Genomic DNA, 16197 nt, shown 5'->3' on the forward strand with positions numbered 1-16197 from the left:
ATGAAGGCTATAGGAAGAAACAGTAAGAAAAAAACTGCTGATAGCATCGGCATGCCATCAGAAGGCGTACCGGATATCTTCTCCTTGCCCATTACTGCCTGGCTCAACAATACGATTGCCGGCATACTGGTGACCAATGAAAAACATCGCTGCATTTGGGTAAATAATGCATTTACCCGGCATATTAATAGCGCTTCCCCCTTAAACCTTTCTTTTGCCGGATTAATTCGTTTTTTTAAGCCCATGGTGCCTGCCCACGTGCCCCTGGAAGAAAAAATGAAAAGCCTGCGCCGTAACAAAAAGCCCTGGTTTGGGTGGGAAGTGCCCTTTATAAACGGCCAGATATGGGAAATTACCTATCTGCCCGTATACACCGATAAGGGTTTTGCCGGCAGCATCTGGCAGGCAATAGATATTACCCGCCGCTATCATCTGCAGGAAGAAATAAAACGCAATGAGGAAAAGTTTAGGGTTATCCTTAATAATCTCAATGCAGCGATGTGCGAAACAGATACCAACGGCAACATTACCTGTGTATACGAAAGCTTCTGTCGCTTATCTGGCTATCAGGAAGAGGAATTGATCGGTAAAAATATCACAGATATCTTTGTGCCTGAAGAGAACCAGGCTTTTGCCCGTGCACTGCGCCGGAAACGCCTGGAAGAAAACGTTCCCTTAGTGTATGATATGGAGGTAAAACTCAAAGAAGCCCGCAATGCCCAGAAGGATTTCCTCGCCAGTATGAGCCACGAAATCAGAACGCCACTCAACGCTATCATCGGTATGGCCCACTTACTGGAAGAAACCCATCTCGATGCACAACAACAGGAATACGTTAGCATCCTCAAGCATTCTTCGGGGATATTGTTGGGTATTGTCAGTGATATTCTTGATATTTCCCGCATAGAAGCCGGGGAAATCCGGATGAATCAACGGGAATTCAACCTCCGGGACCTGATTCAATCATTGCGCCATACCTTTGAATTAAAAATAGGGAGGCGCCCTGTTAATATAACCGCCGAATTGGACGCATCTCTCAATACCTGGCTGATAGGCGACGATGTGCTATTGAACCAAATACTAATCAATTTGTTAGGTAATGCAGAGAAATTTACCAGTGAAGGAGAAATTGCTATCAGGGTTACGCTCGAAAGCTGGCAGGATAACAAACACTGGATACGCTTCCGCATATGCGATACCGGTATCGGTATCAAAAAAGACAAATTAGAGCTCATCTTCCGGAATTATAAACAAGCAGAAAGTGATATCCGGGAAAAATACGGAGGTACCGGTCTCGGGTTAGCCATCGCTAAACAATTGGTAGAGTTTCAGGGAGGCAATATCCAGGTGGAGGAAATGCCCGGATTTAATACCTGTTTTAGTTTCAATATTCCATTTCTGGATAGCCGGAAGCCTCTCACGGCCTCTACCGGCAAACGGAGCAGGAAACTTTTGCATCGGTCTTTCGAAAACGCCAGGGTACTGGTGGTAGAAGATAATCAAATGAACCTCCGTTATATCATGAGCCTGCTGGAAAAATACAATATCCGTTACCAGCTCGCTACTAATGGCCCGGACGCTACCTGGTTTCTGGAATCCAGGCAATACGACCTTATCCTGATGGATATCCGCATTCCTGGTATGAACGGACTGGAGCTGGCCCAAAAGATCAGATCAGATGAACAGCAACCTAATGTAGCCACTCCTGTAATAGCCACTACTGCTGTAGCGATGGAGAGTACCGCAAATATGGCAAGGGCAGCCGGAATTACGGATATACTCACCAAACCCTACACGCCAGACCAACTATTACAGATTTTTAATAAATATCTCAACGAAGAAGAAACAGAATTAATAATGGAAGAAGTGCAGCACCTAAGTGGATTTGAATTTAACAACGAGCTGGATGTAAAGTATCTCACAAATCTTTATGAGAACAATATTTCCTATGCAGCAGACTTGTTCGAAATTTTTATCAGAACCATACGGGAGGAAATCGCTAAACTCAATGTGATGGTGGAAAACGACGACTGGGAACAAATGAAATTTCAGGTACACAAACTAAAACCTAACTTTTCCATGGTAGGTCTTACCTGGATTAGCGCTAAAATGCAGGAACTTGAAAATTTACTCCGGATCAATCAGGAGGCTTCCCATGATGAGATCTCCTGCCTGTTTGATGAAATCAGGGAAGAGGTGAACAAATACTACCCACTTGTAGAAGATGACTACCACAAAATGCGCGATTATATTGATCTGCCGGGTGAAAGTCAATAAGCTTGCAGGATCTCCCGGATGTTACTGTAGTAATTACCGCCAAACAATATCAAATGTACCATTAAAGGATAGAGCTGACATATGCCTATCCGTTGTTGCCATCCCGGTAGCAATGGATAGGCGGTTTGATATGCATAATAAAAGCGGGTATCAAAACCGCCAAACAAACGCGTCATGGCCAGGTCCATTTCCCGGTACCCATAATATACTGCCGGGTCAAACACACAGGCTTTGCCGTTATTGCCTACCATGAAATTCCCCGACCACAGGTCGCCATGCAGCAAAGCCGGCGCTTCTGCCGGAAATATCTGTGGCAGCTGCTTGCAAAGCGCTTCTACTTGTTGTACCAGCTGCTTGTCTACAATCTGCTGATCATAGGCTAACTTAACCAACGGCAGTAAACGGTTAAATGCATAGAATACCGGCCAGCTGGTATAAGGAGTATTGTATTGTTTTAATGTGCCAATATAATTAGGGCCTGCAAATCCAAAATTGGGCTGAGTAACCTGGTGCTGCCGGGCGAGTGAGTAGGCAAAGTCTTCCCAGAAATCTACAATGGCATTCCCCTTAATAAGAAACTCCATCAATAAATAAGACCGGCCGCTTACCTGCCCGTAGGCCAATGGCTTGGGGGTTTGCAGCGCATGGGCAGCAGATAATGCTAACAATCCCGCATACTCTTGTCCAAACATATCCGGGTAACGCTTCGCATCGTTCATCTTCACAATAAAATAACCTTCGTTTGTGCCTATACGGAAAGTTTCATTAATATCACCACCGTGCACGCTTTTTGCGTCATTTATATGTATTTTTACTTTCAATTGTTCGGATAAAGCCGTACTTAATTGTTTTTGCAGCGTTTCATCTATCATGTTCCCAAATTATATGGAGACAAAAGTCCGGATTAAAAAGAAAATTGTCCGTATTGTACTAACACTTACGGCTATACTGTTGTTAAAAGGATTATTCGCCTGGAGTAATCGTTGCTGCGATTTCTACTTCCATAGCTGGTATATTTGGAGTAGCTTGGCTTTCAGACAAGTAACAGGTATAGTGCCATTCAGTATTGGCGATGTAATATATAGTGCTTGGATTATTGGTGGAATAGTTTATTTGTTAAAACTATGTTATAAACTTATCCGTATGGCCTGGGCTGCAATCGGGCTGCAATTACTCCGCGGCCTGCATTTCGTGCTCAAAGCCTACCTTGTTTTCCTGATATTATGGGGTTTTAACTATGAAAGGGATTCGCTGGAATCTGATACCGGTTTAGTGACAAGTACTTACAATACCCAACAGCTCTACCAACTGTCGGATACTCTGCTGCAACTCGTTAACCATGATAAAGCTGCTATAGGTGATACGATGGGCGTACTGCTCCCGGATACAGCTGCTGTTCCTGTTTTTAAAAGAGCGGTTGCTGCCTACAACATTGCTGAACATACTTGGCCGGCCCTGCGCTACCGTGGCGTTAGTGTTAAGTCCTCCCTGTTTGGCAAGTGGCTGAATTATATTGGCACTACGGGCTACCTTAACCCCTTTACCAATGAGGCGCAGGTGAATACCACCGTGCCACCGGTTATGCAACCTTTTGTGACGTGCCATGAAATAGCTCATCAGCTGGGCTATGCGCCGGAAGAAGATGCTAATTTTGTGGGGTACCTGGCTGCTACCAGTATTCCGGATAACCGTTTCCGTTATGCTGCCAATTTTGATATGTTTATGTATAGCGTCCGGCAATTGTCTCGCCGCGATACCACACTGGCCCATTATATCTGGAGCAGGGCGGTACCCGGCGTAAAAGCCGATTACAAAGCTATTATAGACTTTTATGAACCCTATACCGGTAAAGCAGATGAATATTCCGCTATGCTGTATGACCGCTATCTGAAAGCCAACAACCAACATAAAGGTATCAACAGCTATAGTGAAGTGATAGGGTGGTTAATGGCTTACTATAAATTATGATGCCGGTAGCTGGCAGCTAATTCATCATTAGTACATTCACGCTGCGCTGCAATATGTTAAACGCTATTTCTGCCATCAGGTTTTCCCGGTCCAGTGTCGGGTTTACTTCTGTGATCTCAAAACAGCAGATTTTACGGTGTTGCATAAACTTGGCGATCAGGTCTTCTGCTTCCCGTTCCCTTAGCCCATTGCTTACGGGGGTGCCGGTGCCCCTGGAAATGGAGGCATCCAGGCTGTCTACATCAAAAGAAACATAGATATACTCGCAATCGCTCAGGTAACGGAATACAGAACGGGAAATATTTTCAGGTCCTTTCCGGCGTACTTCACTGGTGGTAATTACCTTCATGCCGTATTGTTTGATCAGGTAATCTTCTTCTTTCTCATAATCCCTCAGAGAGATGAACACAATATCTTCCGGCAGCACCTTAGGGGCTATTTTGCCAATATTTTTCAGGGCGTTCCAGGTTTTTGCCGTATTCTCATCAATGTCATGCACCTTACAATCTATATTATCTTCTGCAATGGCGGTAGCCAGCGGCATGCCGTGCATGTTGCCGGAAGGGGTGGTATAAGGTGTATGCAGATCGGCATGGGCATCTATCCAGATCACGCCCAGCTTGGATTCTGGGTGTGCCATTTTGAGGCCGGCAATAGTGGCGCCGGCGGTGCTATGGTCGCCCGATAATAGCACCGGGAACCAATTGGCTTTTACCGTTTCAGACACGCTTTTACTGATGCGTTCGTACATGCTCAGCGTACCTTTGATCCGTTTGGCATAGGGCGATTCAATAGGTTCAAACAATAACTTATTTTCGGTTTCAATGGCCTCGGTAGGAAAGTGCACAAAAAAATTGCTCATGAAGTCCAGGGCCGCGATCTTGATTGCGTCTACACCTAAACTGGCGCCACGGGTACCTGCGCCTATTTCAGATTTGACTTCTATTATTTTAATATTCTTCATAAAAACATCGTTACAGGCAAGCTACAGGATTTTATGGGAATATTCATGGCAGTGAAACGCAGAATGGTATAAAAGTAGTGGGGGATAGCTGAACCAAATCCAATACAGTAGCTTTATCCTAACGATTTGTTCAATAATTTCCTTGTTCTGGTTGACAACATTGAATTTTAGAAACCCCATTTTTTTAGGTCCTGATTTATAAATAATTTGAAGACTATTACTTTATAAAACTACAACCATGGATTATCAACTTACGGAAGAGCATCTGATGATACAAAAAGCAGCACGTGATTTCGCTACTAATGAGCTGTTGCCAGGTGTAATTGAAAGGGATGAGCATCAGAAATTCCCGGCAGAACAGATTAAGAAGCTGGGAGAGCTCGGATTTTTAGGTATGATGGTGAGCCCAAAGTATGGAGGGGCCGGACTGGATACAATTTCCTATGTGCTGGCAATGGAGGAAATTTCGAAAATTGATGCATCTGCTTCCGTGGTCATGAGTGTAAATAATTCTCTTGTTTGTTGGGGATTGGAAGCTTTTGGTACAGAAGAACAAAAACAAAAATACCTGGTTCCACTGGCAACAGGGCAAATTATTGGCGCTTTTATGCTCAGTGAGCCGGAAGCCGGGTCCGACGCTACCCATCAGCGCACCACCGCAGAAGATAAAGGTGACCATTACCTGCTGAATGGTACCAAAAACTGGATCACCAATGGCAATTCTGCCAGCGTATATCTGGTAATGGCTCAAACCCATCCTGAAAAGGGCAGTAAAGGCATTAATACCCTTATTGTGGAAAAGAATATGCTAGGCGTTACTATCGGCCCAAAAGAAAATAAAATGGGTATCCGTGGCAGTGATACACATAGCGTTATGTTCCAGGATGTGAAAGTGCCTAAGGAAAACAGGATCGGGGAAGATGGCTTCGGATTTAAATTTGCCATGAAAACCCTGGGTGGCGGCCGTATTGGTATTGCTTCACAGGCGTTAGGCATCGCCAGCGGCGCTTATGAGCTGTCATTGAAATATGCTAAGGAAAGAAAGGCTTTCGGTAAGGAAATATCCCATCACCAGGCTATCCAGTTTAAGCTGGCTGACATGGCTACCCGTATAGAGGCCTCCCGTTTATTATGCATCAAAGCTGCCTGGGAGAAAGACCATCACCTGGATTATACCCTCAGCGGCTCTATGGCCAAAGTATTCTCTTCAGAAACGGCTATGTGGGTAACCACTGAAGCTGTGCAGATACACGGCGGATATGGTTATGTAAAAGAATACCATGTAGAGCGCCTGATGCGTGATGCCAAGATCACCCAGATCTATGAAGGTACTTCAGAAGTACAACGCATTGTGATCAGCAGGGCGATCTTATCCTAATCTGGCTTTTATTGTCAATAAGAAATGAGCGAAAACAGGACGTCTGTTTTCGCTCATTTGCTTTACGTCAAAATTCAGCCATTCGTGCTTATCTTTACGGGATGGCAATTAATATAGGAGCATATCAAGAGGTACTTGCCCGGCTAGCGCCGTATCATGCCCGGTTGGTGGCGGTTTCAAAAACCAAGCCAGTGGAAGATATAGCGGCATTGTACGCAGCAGGGCAAAGGATCTTCGGAGAAAATTATGTGCAGGAATTAACAGAAAAACAAGCTGTACTGCCGGCAGATATCGAATGGCATTTCATCGGACACCTGCAGTCCAATAAAGTAAAATACATAGCGCCTTTTGTACATACTATCCATGCGGTAGACAGCCTGAAACTGTTACAGGAAATCAACAAACAGGCGGCAAAACAAGAACGGATAATCTATTGCCTGTTACAGGTGCATATTGCGATGGAAGAAACCAAGTTTGGCATGGATCAGCAGGAGTTACAGCAGCTGCTGAACACGTACAAAGCCAATCTTCCGGATTTTGCAAATGTGCGTATCGCCGGTTTAATGGGTATGGCTACCAATACCAACAATGAAACACAGGTCCGCCGGGAGTTCCACCAGCTTCACGCGTTATTCGGATCAATTAAAATCACTTATTTTAACAACGAATCGTCCTTTAAAGAATTATCCATTGGCATGAGCGCTGATTATTCCATTGCACTGCAGGAAGGTAGTACCATGGTGCGCATCGGCAGCCTGCTGTTTGGAGAAAGGACCTATTCACAAAAGTAGATGTATGAAGAAATTATGGATTTTTTGCCTGGCAGGCATAGGTATGGCTGCCTGCAATAATGGTCATGCTGCAAAGAACCTGGCCAATGGTGTGTGGCAGGCTAAACTGCACCGCCCAGACGGAGCAGATATTGTTTTTAACTTTGAAGTGAGAGATACCACCGGTAAAAAAGTGTTATATGTGGTCAATGCAACAGACCGGTTGTTGGTAGATGACGTAAAGGTGAATGGTGATTCCCTTTTTATCAAAATGCCTTTCTTTGATTCCGAATTTAAAGCAAAATTACTATCCGACAGTGCCCTAGAAGGTCTATGGATAAGGCACCTGGCCGATAAGGATGTAAGTGTGCCTTTTGCTGCAGTAGCCGGTATTGCTGAACGGTTTAAAGTAAATACCCCTGCTGCTGCCGATGTATCCGGTCGTTGGGTTACACAGTTTGTATCTGCAAAAGATAAAGATAAAACACCATCTACCGCTATTGGTGAATTCAAGCAATCTGGCAATACTGTGCATGGTACGTTTTTAACGACTACCGGCGATTACCGTTTCCTGGATGGCGTGATGGATGGAGATACGCTGAAGCTCTCCACTTTTGATGGATCGCATGCCTATCTCTTTACCGCATTGGTGGGTAAAGACAGCATCACAGATGGCCGTTTTTATGCGGGTATCGGGGATGGCCTCGAGAATTGGTGGGCCGTAAAAAATGATACGGCCACATTACCCGATGAAAGGACGATTGCTACCATGAAACCCGGTGAACAACAGCTGAATTTCTCTTTTCCGGACCTGAATGGCAACAAGGTAAGCATAAAAGACGACCGCTTTAAAAACAAAGTGGTGATCATCACGCTGATGGGTTCCTGGTGCCCTAATTGTATGGATGAAACCGGTTACCTGAGTAACTGGTACAAGAAAAACAAAGACCGTGGTGTAGAAGTAATTGGTTTGGCCTATGAACGCACCACGGATTTCGAAAAATCCAGAAAAAGCCTCGAAAGCTTCCTGAAACGCTTTGATATGCAATATCCGGTACTCATTACCGGGGTTACACCTGCAGATCCTGAAAAAGGAGCTAAAACGCTTCCGCAGTTAACTGGCATTAAAGGTTTTCCGACGACTATTTTTATCGATAAAAAAGGGAATGTGGCAGAAGTTCACACCGGCTTTTCCGGCCCGGGCACCGGAGAACATTACGAACAGTTTCAGGCCGACTTTAACCGGTTGGTAAATAAGCTGTTGGAAGCGAAGTAATCATTATAACATAAAAAGGCAACACCGGCTTTAATAGGCCGGTGTTGCCTTTTTTAGCACGGAACTTCATCTGCATTATCATTTTTCCCCACGGGGTTTCTATTTTTTAGAGAGCAAATCTGTATTGCTTATTTTAACGGCACTCTCTAACGCTGAAAAATACGTTTAAGGTATGTGTAACGCCATAAACCGGTTGCTGGCTGTTTTTATACTGTGGGCCCACTGCGGTCCGGTGCAAGGTAAATGAGTAGCCTGGATAAGCTAAAATGTAGTACCATGGCTAATCTGACAATGCTGCCAGCAGCATTGGAAATGGTATTTGATCCAGGTCATAAATACCCGGAATTTCTACCAAAATATTTGCTAAAACGTTTAAGCTAAATCTGATGAACACTGGAAATTTGATTTCGTATTGTTTTATTTATTAATATTATAGCGTTTCCAGGAAATTCTGTCTGGTATTGGGTTTTCGACGAAAATCAACTTTTTAAGAAAATTTATTATTTCATTTCTTTCAAAAAGGTTTGAAAAATACCGGAATGTAACTATTTTACTGCTCCGTTTGACTTTTATAAATTCCATTATCTAATACGCTTATCTTATCCACCTGCCGGGGCAATGTCTGTTCTGATGTTGTCCTGGATAGCGTTTCATATCCGGTTTTACGTTATTGATACAATCCATTCAACTTTCATTCAAAGCAGGTGGTTTTCCCCTTTTTTATAGCCGCACGTGCTATATTTCTCTTGCTAATACCAGTATAGTGGCCTGATATTTGAAAATTAAGGCGATAGATAGTGTGAATGAACTATGCACACCTGACTTTTGTTAAACCATAAAAATCCAGTAATCATGTCTACAACTAAATTCTTAGCCGGCGCAATCGCCGGATTAACTACCGGATTAGTAATAGGATTGTTAACCGCCCCGGACAGTGGTAATAAAACCCGCAGAAAAATAAAGAACAGGGCAGACGATTGGCGCCAGAAGATCAACGGACTGATCAACAACGGGGGAGATGATCTTTCTGATCTTAAAAATGTATTCGAGCACGAAATCAGCGGCTTACAGGATGATACCCGGCAACGTGTGCTAAAACTGATTAATAGAAGTCAGGGCTATTTTAACCGGTTCAAAAAGGAAGCACTCTCTTAGCTGTGCATAGATGAACGCCTTACTGGCTATATGAATATATGTCAGCAATGCTAACGGCTATATAAAAATAGCGGAGATACCTGCTAGGGTCTCCGCTATTTTTATATAGATACGCTTACTTGGCAATTTCTCCGGTTTCCATATAATTCTTGAACCGCCGGACATCTTTGATGATCATGTTTTCAAATGAAGGGTTGAGTAACCACGCCAGTCCGGAACCTACATAACCCGCCGGCGGACGGTAAGTGATCATCACATCTATTTCCGTACCCCCATTAAAAGTATCCCGGAAGGTAACCCGGCCCGCTGTGGCAACAGACGAACCTGGCAACGAACGCCATCCGATAATCTCTCCGGGTATTTCTTTCACTATCTCTGCGTCCCATTCCAGGGTGCCAATGCCCCCTGGGCCTTTCACCACCCAATGCGAATGGAAAGGGTCTTTTTCTTCCACTGTTTGCAGGTGCTTCATAAAAACTGTCAGATTGCTCAATTGCCGCCAGAAATAATACACTTCCTCCTTAGGATTGGCAATTGATATGGCAGTACGGATATTGATTGCGGTGGTATGCTTATCCGGTTTTCTCTTGCCCATCAAGCCGTTCACCAGGTCATTGCCACTAATGCCCCTGTAAAGAAGATAACCCGCACCAAATAGCTTAAAAAGGCTTTTAAAAGGAGATTTATCCACCTTGCTGATGGCATTGCCCAGTAACCAGGCGCCCGTGAAAATCGAGACAATTCTACCCTCCGGCGTGACATTAATAATATTTGAACTCTCATACAGTGCCCCTGCCTTGGGTTGATCTGGATGATTTCCGTTGTGTTGTTGTGTTAAGGTTTTTGACTTCATATATACAGTTTGTGGAACTTACAGCTAAAACCCTGCACTTTTGGGTAAAAGCAGATAAATATTTGATATTTATTATGATAGATATATTATAACTTTTGTTGTTGATGCACCTAATGAGGAATGCTGCGTATTTTCTTACACACTGTTACAGTAGCTGTACTGCCATCTATTTGCTATCAGGGCATGCGCCACGAATTATATGCCATAACAAGGCAACTTGCATTTCTGTTGCCGATCTGCTATCTTAACCCGCTAAATAAAACCACTTATGAAAAAGGTACTGACCGCATTATTCCTGCTAGCTGGCCTGCAAAGCGTAGCGCAGCAAGAAATTGCCCCTAATAAATGGCTGAAATTGTTCAATGGAAAAGACCTGAAAGACTGGGATATCAAAATAACCGGGCATCCACTTAACGATAACTTTGGCAATACTTTCCGGGTAGACAGTGGGCAGCTTAAAGTCTGCTACGACCACTATACAGGATTTAACGACCAGTTCGGGCATATCTTTTACAAAAAAAACTTCTCTGCTTATCTGCTGGTAGTAGAATATAAATTTACTGGCGACCAGGTAAAAGGTGGCCCGGGTTGGGCTTACCGGAATAGTGGTGTGATGCTCCACGGACAAAACGCCGCCAGTATGACCAAAGAACAGGACTTTCCTGTTTCCCTGGAAGAGCAACTGTTGGGGGGTAATGGTAAGGACTCCCGCTCAACGGCCAATCTCTGCACGCCTGGTACTAATGTAGTCATGAACGGTAAACTCATCACCGACCATTGCATCAGCTCAACATCTAAAACTTATCATGGCGATGTTTGGGTACACGTGGAGGCGCTTGTATTGAGAGACTCCGTCATCAAACACATCGTGGACAAGGATACCGTGCTCGTGTACAATAAACCGCAAATTGGTGGCGGAAATGTTTCATACGCCGATCCCCGCTTGTTACAAACAGGAAAACTGCTAAAGGAAGGCACTATTTCACTGCAAAGTGAAAGTCACCCGGTAGCTTTCCGGAAGGTAGAGCTATTTGATCTGTCGCCCTATATCAATGACCCGGTTAAACTAAATAGAATACTCTACTTATTACAACACCGCTAAATAAAGAAAAATGTTGCAGTGGTAGGGGAAAGAAAATTAGTTGCATGTGGTCTTGGAGGATGCGGCGGTCTTGGTGGCCTGGGAGGTCTGGGTGGTACACAGCTGGCTATCAGCAGTAATGCGCAGATGCCCAGTACCGGTAAAGATTTGTTCTTCATATCGCAAACTGTTTATATGTTGAAAAATGGGGGAACGATGAGGTCTCATGGAGAAGGGCAAATCTGGTTCCAATTTTAACTCCTTTGGGGGTTACCTTTGCCATCTCGAAAAATAAAGCATGGAAAATTGCACCCGCTATACGATTCTCTTACGGTAAATATTCACCCCCCAGTACTTGTAATCTGTAGCTGGGGGGATAAAAAAATAAAAATAATCCTGGCTAACTAACGGCTGGCAGCTAGTGGCCAGTTCCCAGCATTGCTTCGCGGATATACTTTACCGGTGCACTGCCATAGCTCAGGAACTTTTCGTTAAATGTTTTAAGGCTGTAATGCTCGCCCTGTTGTTTTTTGTAGGCTTCCCGCAGGTCGATAATTTCTTTATAGCCAGTGAAATAACTGGTGAGTTGTACACTGGTAACGCTTACCCTTTTCCATTTACCTGCCGCCTCGGCTGCCTGCTGAAAGGCTTCCCTGGTCAGCAAACGGATGGCATCTTCCTTACTCATATCTTTTACGTGTACGCCGTAGTCCAGGATGGTATTGCATACGGTGCGGAGGTTCCATTTATACCACATCAGCCACATTTCCGGTTCATTGCCGCCGTAGCCATTCTCTAGCATCATTTGCTCTGTATATACTGCCCATCCTTCAATCATAGCGCCATTGCTCATCAGGGATTTGATCAGGCTGGGAGATTGATTGGAATATACCAACTGGGTATAATGTCCTGGAATGGCTTCATGTATATCCAATATTTGCAGAATGTAGCGGTTGTACTCACGCAGGTAGCTTTCTGCTTTATCTTTTGGCCATCCTTCGAGACTGCCCACGTTGTAGTAGGTATTGCCGCCTTTGTCGTAAGGGCCGGGGGCGCTAACAGACGCACCAGCCACACCAGCCATATAGGCAGGTTCTTTACGTACTACCAGCGGTTTGGAAGGATCTATGTATAACAGGTCTTTTTCTTTGATAAAGGCAACCAATGCCGGTAATTGTTTTTCGATGGCAGATTGGAATTCTTCTGGTTTTACGTGCTGGAGGGAAAGCGTGTCTATCATCCGTTTAACCAGTTCCAGTGAGTCGGCAGGCATGGTAGTTTTACCAAAATATTTAGGCCACAGTTCGCGGCTGATCTTCGTCATTTCACCATGGATATACGCTTTTCTGGCGATAGCGGAATCGTATATCTGTTCGGCGGTGAAAGAGGATTGTATGTTGTACTTGAATTTTTGGTCGTATAAGGTTTTGCCCAGGCGGAAACTGCGCGGATGTGCTGGTTTCAGTCCCTTTAGCCAGTCGGTGTATGCACGGATAGCATTGGTGGCAATTTGGGCAGATGCTGCCATAGCAGCTTGCTCTGCGGCCGGAATGGTAGTTTTTTTGAGCGAGTCGGTGAAGTCTTTTTCAAAAATGGATAGGCCACCCAGGTTTTGTTCTATGGCCAGGTCGGTCAGTTCCGGAACCGGGTCTTTGATCTGTTGTTTCGCTGCTTCGTAGTAAGCTGGAATGTTGCTGAGCCTGGCGCCGAAGCTACGCAGCCTTGTTTCCAGCGGCGCATAGTTCTCATTTAAGATGAACGCGAAAGTGCCGCTTACATTATAAGAAGCAGGGTCCCATTGATTGGTTTTTTCTTCATTGATCTCCCACTGTGAAGATTCCAGGAAGTTCTTTATCAGCTGGTAATCAATTTTATTGGCATCGCTTAAGCCTTCCGGTCCGAAAGATTTCAGGGAATCCAATTGCGCTTTTGCAAAGGCCAGTTGTTCTTGGTGGGCGGCGCTGTCAGGAATAATCAATACAGCGTCGTAACGATGATACCCTACGCTGGTAGCCCAGGAGGGATCTATTTTCCAAAGCGCATCAATGAAGCGGCTGGAATACTGGTTGAATGACAGGTTTAACATACTGTCTGTTCCCTTTGTTTCACTGCCGTTGCCGCTGTTGTGGCAGGCTGTTAGCGCTCCTGCTGTTGCTGCGCAAAGAAGAAATTTTCTCATAGCACTTGGTAGTTGTTGATTCAAATAAGCAGCTTAAGTTACTACTAATCATCGGTAAACGATCTCTGCTGCATTAGCTGATGGCTAATAGCTGGCGCCTATCGGCTAGAAGTCGTTGCGCCACATCATGCTCTCTACAGGTTTAATGGTGCGGCCGTTATATTTGGCATTCCCTTTTTTGTTGTAAAGAGTTTCTACATCTCCTTCTACCACAAAGTAGATCAGTTGGCCAATTGGCATGCCAGCGTATATACGTACTGGTTGTGCGCAGGAAATTTCAAGAGTCCAGGTATTGCAAAAACCTACATCTCCTTTGCCGGCGGTGGCATGTATGTCTATTCCCAGGCGGCCGGTGCTAGACTTACCTTCCAGGAAAGGTACATGGGCATGTGTTTCGGTGTATTCCTCGGTAACGCCCAGATATAAGGTGCCAGGTTGGAGTACGTATCCTTCTTTTGGTATTTCGAAATGCTCAATTTCATTGTGTTTGCGTGCATCCAGCACACGGTCCTTGTAGGTAGCCAGGTATTTACCCAGATGTACATCATAAGAATTGGTACCCAGGTATTTCCGGTCAAAAGGTGTAACAACGATGGTGCCTTTGTCAATTTCCTCCAATATCCGTTTGTCTGACAGAATCATGCTTAGGTCGTTTAGTTTTAGTAGCTTTTAGTTTTTAGCCGTTAGCAAATAGTTAAACACCAAGGGCTAAAAGCTGTTTTTTCTGCTTTTTTGCTTTAATTTGGCAAGATATGCCATTAATACGAACGATACAAATTGACCAGGATACGAAGCTGGGAGTATGGGAGATTGAAGAATCCGAAGACTTTTTCCGGGAGAAGGTAAACATCAGCCCCGCGATTCACCATCCGCACAAACGGTTGCAGCATTTTGCCGGCAGATACTTATTGGTAACGCTCTTTCCTGAATTTCCCATTCAAAAGATCATGGTCACCAATTCACGTAAGCCGGTACTGGAATGTGAGAGCTATCATTTTTCTATTTCACATTGTGGCAATTATGCCGCAGCTATTGTAAGCACTAAAGGGGCGGTAGGCATTGATATTGAAGAAGTGAAAAAGAAAATAGACTTGGTAGTGCATAAGTTCCTGTCGCCGGAGGAAAGATTGTTTATAGATAATGCTCATTCTTTGCCACATGAAACGGTTTGCTGGAGTGCCAAAGAGGCAATTTTTAAGTGGTACGGACTAGGGAGTGTCGATTTTAAAGAGCATATGCGGTTGCATCCTTTTGTATACCAGCAGGCAGGTTTTATAACTGCCGATTTTAACAAACCTGATTCAAATACGCGGTTATATTTGCAGTATATTATGGAAAATGGCCTATGCCTGGCATGGACTCATCCTGCGTGAGGAAAGAATTTTTTTAGACCTGTTGCGTTATTTATGAAAGTATATTTACTCGGTTTTATGGGTGCCGGAAAATCCTATTGGGGCAAACAGCTGGCAGATCACTGGCAACTGCCCTATTACGATCTGGATGAAGTGATTGTGGAAGCGGAAGAAATGGCCATCGCAGATATTTTTGCAACTAAAGGGGAAGACTATTTCAGGGAAAAGGAAAGCACGCTGCTGCGTGAATTATCCATGCAGGAAAACTTTCTGATCTCCTGCGGCGGCGGAACGCCCTGTTTTCAGGAGAACATGGATTTTATGAATCAACATGGTACTACTATTTGGCTTAATCCTTCCCTGGAAACGATGGTAGAAAGGTTACAACGGAAGAAGAATAAGCGCCCGCTCATAGCAGATCTGGAAGATAAAGACCTGATGGGCTTTGTAGAGAAGAAATTAGCGGAACGTTTGCCTTTTTATCAGCAATCCAGACATATAATTTCATCTGATAATATTTCATTGGATACCTTTACCGAAAATTTATAATATGCATAAAAGCTTTTTAGTATGGGCAGCGGTATTAGGTGCATTGGCCGTGATGTTAGGCGCATTTGGTGCGCATAAACTCAAAGAGCTGGTGCCTCCCGAAACCGTATCTACTTTTCAGACAGGCGTTACGTATCAGTTTTATCATGTATTTGCATTAATTGCTACCGGCATCCTCTTTGCGCATCTTCCTGGCAGCCAGTTGGAATGGGCGGGCAGATGCTTTATTATTGGCGTGCTCCTTTTCTCTGGTTCATTGTACCTGCTCACAATATTAAAAATGACCGGTAATGTTGGATTAAAAGGTATCGGTATCCTTACGCCTATTGGTGGCGTATTCTTTATTGCAGGCTGGATCTGTTTCCTGGCAGGCGTTTTAAAAATAAAAGCATAAA

At 44.3% G+C, this 16197-nt stretch carries 16 protein-coding genes; 11 read left to right on the forward strand and 5 right to left on the reverse strand.

The annotated features are described in order from the left end of the window. Positions 1-2277, forward strand: a complete 2277-nt coding sequence (locus ACDQ55_RS09765; RefSeq protein WP_420981189.1) for a response regulator — start codon at positions 1-3, stop codon at positions 2275-2277. Here ACDQ55_RS09765 and ACDQ55_RS09770 read toward each other — a convergent pair. Continuing rightward, positions 2271-3149 carry a fructosamine kinase family protein gene (locus tag ACDQ55_RS09770; protein ID WP_420981191.1) on the reverse strand — a complete coding sequence of 293 codons (879 nt, stop codon included), beginning with the start codon at positions 3147-3149 and terminating at the stop codon, positions 2271-2273. The two genes, ACDQ55_RS09765 and ACDQ55_RS09770, sit on opposite strands and share 7 nt — an antisense overlap. Positions 3150-3162: 13 nt before the next feature. Here ACDQ55_RS09770 and ACDQ55_RS09775 point away from each other — a divergent pair, with 13 nt between their 5' ends. After that, on the forward strand, positions 3163-4245 hold the full coding sequence (locus tag ACDQ55_RS09775) for a DUF3810 domain-containing protein (RefSeq protein ID WP_420981192.1): 1083 nt from the start codon (positions 3163-3165) through the stop codon (positions 4243-4245). Between the two features lie 16 nt (positions 4246-4261). Here the strand turns inward: ACDQ55_RS09775 and ACDQ55_RS09780 are convergent, their stop codons facing one another. Continuing rightward, positions 4262-5209, reverse strand: coding sequence for an arginase (locus ACDQ55_RS09780; RefSeq protein ID WP_420981193.1), 948 nt, complete (start codon positions 5207-5209; stop codon positions 4262-4264). A 238-nt stretch (positions 5210-5447) separates the two neighbouring features. Here ACDQ55_RS09780 and ACDQ55_RS09785 point away from each other — a divergent pair, with 238 nt between their 5' ends. The 4 genes from ACDQ55_RS09785 to ACDQ55_RS09800 all read left to right on the forward strand — a co-directional run bounded on the left by ACDQ55_RS09785 (position 5448) and on the right by ACDQ55_RS09800 (position 9788). Beyond that, positions 5448-6587 (forward strand): acyl-CoA dehydrogenase, encoded by a 1140-nt coding sequence (locus tag ACDQ55_RS09785; RefSeq protein WP_420981194.1) that lies wholly within the window; start codon positions 5448-5450, stop codon positions 6585-6587. A gap of 101 nt (positions 6588-6688) precedes the next feature. After that, entirely contained in the window at positions 6689-7378 is a 690-nt protein-coding gene (locus tag ACDQ55_RS09790) for a YggS family pyridoxal phosphate-dependent enzyme (RefSeq protein ID WP_420981195.1), read from the forward strand. Positions 7379-7382: 4 nt separating this feature from the next. After that, positions 7383-8633 (forward strand): TlpA disulfide reductase family protein, encoded by a 1251-nt coding sequence (locus ACDQ55_RS09795; protein WP_420981196.1) that lies wholly within the window; start codon positions 7383-7385, stop codon positions 8631-8633. Positions 8634-9485: 852 nt separating this feature from the next. Next, entirely contained in the window at positions 9486-9788 is a 303-nt protein-coding gene (locus ACDQ55_RS09800; protein ID WP_420981197.1) for a YtxH domain-containing protein, read from the forward strand. Between the two features lie 115 nt (positions 9789-9903). Here ACDQ55_RS09800 and ACDQ55_RS09805 read toward each other — a convergent pair whose 3' ends face one another. Beyond that, positions 9904-10641: an SRPBCC family protein gene (locus tag ACDQ55_RS09805; RefSeq protein ID WP_420981198.1), complete on the reverse strand. Its 738-nt coding sequence runs from the start codon at positions 10639-10641 to the stop codon at positions 9904-9906. A gap of 268 nt (positions 10642-10909) precedes the next feature. Between ACDQ55_RS09805 and ACDQ55_RS09810 the strand changes: the two genes are divergently transcribed. Then, positions 10910-11743: a 3-keto-disaccharide hydrolase gene (locus ACDQ55_RS09810; RefSeq protein ID WP_420981199.1), complete on the forward strand. Its 834-nt coding sequence runs from the start codon at positions 10910-10912 to the stop codon at positions 11741-11743. 18 nt (positions 11744-11761) lie between these two features. Then, the gene (locus tag ACDQ55_RS09815; protein WP_420981201.1) at positions 11762-11980 is read left to right on the forward strand and encodes a hypothetical protein; all 219 of its coding nucleotides are present in this window, start codon (positions 11762-11764) and stop codon (positions 11978-11980) included. Between the two features lie 160 nt (positions 11981-12140). On the opposite strand, the gene ACDQ55_RS09820 is transcribed toward ACDQ55_RS09815, so the two are convergent. Then, complete coding sequence (locus tag ACDQ55_RS09820) at positions 12141-13901, reverse strand: DUF885 domain-containing protein (protein ID WP_420981202.1); 1761 nt, start codon at positions 13899-13901, stop codon at positions 12141-12143. Between the two features lie 105 nt (positions 13902-14006). Beyond that, positions 14007-14543, reverse strand: a complete 537-nt coding sequence (dcd, locus tag ACDQ55_RS09825) for a dCTP deaminase (RefSeq protein WP_420981203.1) — start codon at positions 14541-14543, stop codon at positions 14007-14009. A gap of 110 nt (positions 14544-14653) precedes the next feature. On the opposite strand from dcd, the gene ACDQ55_RS09830 reads away from it, so the two are divergent. The 3 genes from ACDQ55_RS09830 to ACDQ55_RS09840 are packed head-to-tail and all read left to right on the forward strand — an operon-like array spanning position 14654 to position 16196. Beyond that, positions 14654-15274, forward strand: coding sequence for a 4'-phosphopantetheinyl transferase family protein (locus ACDQ55_RS09830; protein WP_420981204.1), 621 nt, complete (start codon positions 14654-14656; stop codon positions 15272-15274). Between the two features lie 33 nt (positions 15275-15307). Further along, positions 15308-15802, forward strand: coding sequence for a shikimate kinase (locus ACDQ55_RS09835; RefSeq protein ID WP_420981205.1), 495 nt, complete (start codon positions 15308-15310; stop codon positions 15800-15802). Position 15803: 1 nt separating this feature from the next. Beyond that, positions 15804-16196, forward strand: a complete 393-nt coding sequence (locus ACDQ55_RS09840) for a DUF423 domain-containing protein (RefSeq protein WP_420981206.1) — start codon at positions 15804-15806, stop codon at positions 16194-16196. Position 16197: the final 1 nt, after the last annotated feature.

It is taken from the genome of Chitinophaga sp. 30R24, assembly GCF_049056765.1.
Taxonomy (GTDB): Bacteria; Bacteroidota; Bacteroidia; order Chitinophagales; family Chitinophagaceae; genus Chitinophaga.

Coding starts and splice junctions, on each gene's coding strand:
- ACDQ55_RS09800 (WP_420981197.1), top strand. CDS start 9,486: ATGTCTACAACTAAATTCTTAGCCGGCGCAATCGCCGGATTAACTACC.
- ACDQ55_RS09790 (WP_420981195.1), top strand. CDS start 6,689: ATGGCAATTAATATAGGAGCATATCAAGAGGTACTTGCCCGGCTAGCG.
- ACDQ55_RS09765 (WP_420981189.1), top strand. CDS start 1: ATGAAGGCTATAGGAAGAAACAGTAAGAAAAAAACTGCTGATAGCATC.
- ACDQ55_RS09805 (WP_420981198.1), bottom strand. CDS start 10,641: ATGAAGTCAAAAACCTTAACACAACAACACAACGGAAATCATCCAGAT.
- ACDQ55_RS09810 (WP_420981199.1), top strand. CDS start 10,910: ATGAAAAAGGTACTGACCGCATTATTCCTGCTAGCTGGCCTGCAAAGC.
- ACDQ55_RS09770 (WP_420981191.1), bottom strand. CDS start 3,149: ATGATAGATGAAACGCTGCAAAAACAATTAAGTACGGCTTTATCCGAA.
- ACDQ55_RS09775 (WP_420981192.1), top strand. CDS start 3,163: ATGGAGACAAAAGTCCGGATTAAAAAGAAAATTGTCCGTATTGTACTA.
- ACDQ55_RS09830 (WP_420981204.1), top strand. CDS start 14,654: ATGCCATTAATACGAACGATACAAATTGACCAGGATACGAAGCTGGGA.
- ACDQ55_RS09785 (WP_420981194.1), top strand. CDS start 5,448: ATGGATTATCAACTTACGGAAGAGCATCTGATGATACAAAAAGCAGCA.
- ACDQ55_RS09840 (WP_420981206.1), top strand. CDS start 15,804: ATGCATAAAAGCTTTTTAGTATGGGCAGCGGTATTAGGTGCATTGGCC.
- ACDQ55_RS09835 (WP_420981205.1), top strand. CDS start 15,308: ATGAAAGTATATTTACTCGGTTTTATGGGTGCCGGAAAATCCTATTGG.
- ACDQ55_RS09820 (WP_420981202.1), bottom strand. CDS start 13,901: ATGAGAAAATTTCTTCTTTGCGCAGCAACAGCAGGAGCGCTAACAGCC.
- dcd (WP_420981203.1), bottom strand. CDS start 14,543: ATGATTCTGTCAGACAAACGGATATTGGAGGAAATTGACAAAGGCACC.
- ACDQ55_RS09795 (WP_420981196.1), top strand. CDS start 7,383: ATGAAGAAATTATGGATTTTTTGCCTGGCAGGCATAGGTATGGCTGCC.
- ACDQ55_RS09780 (WP_420981193.1), bottom strand. CDS start 5,209: ATGAAGAATATTAAAATAATAGAAGTCAAATCTGAAATAGGCGCAGGT.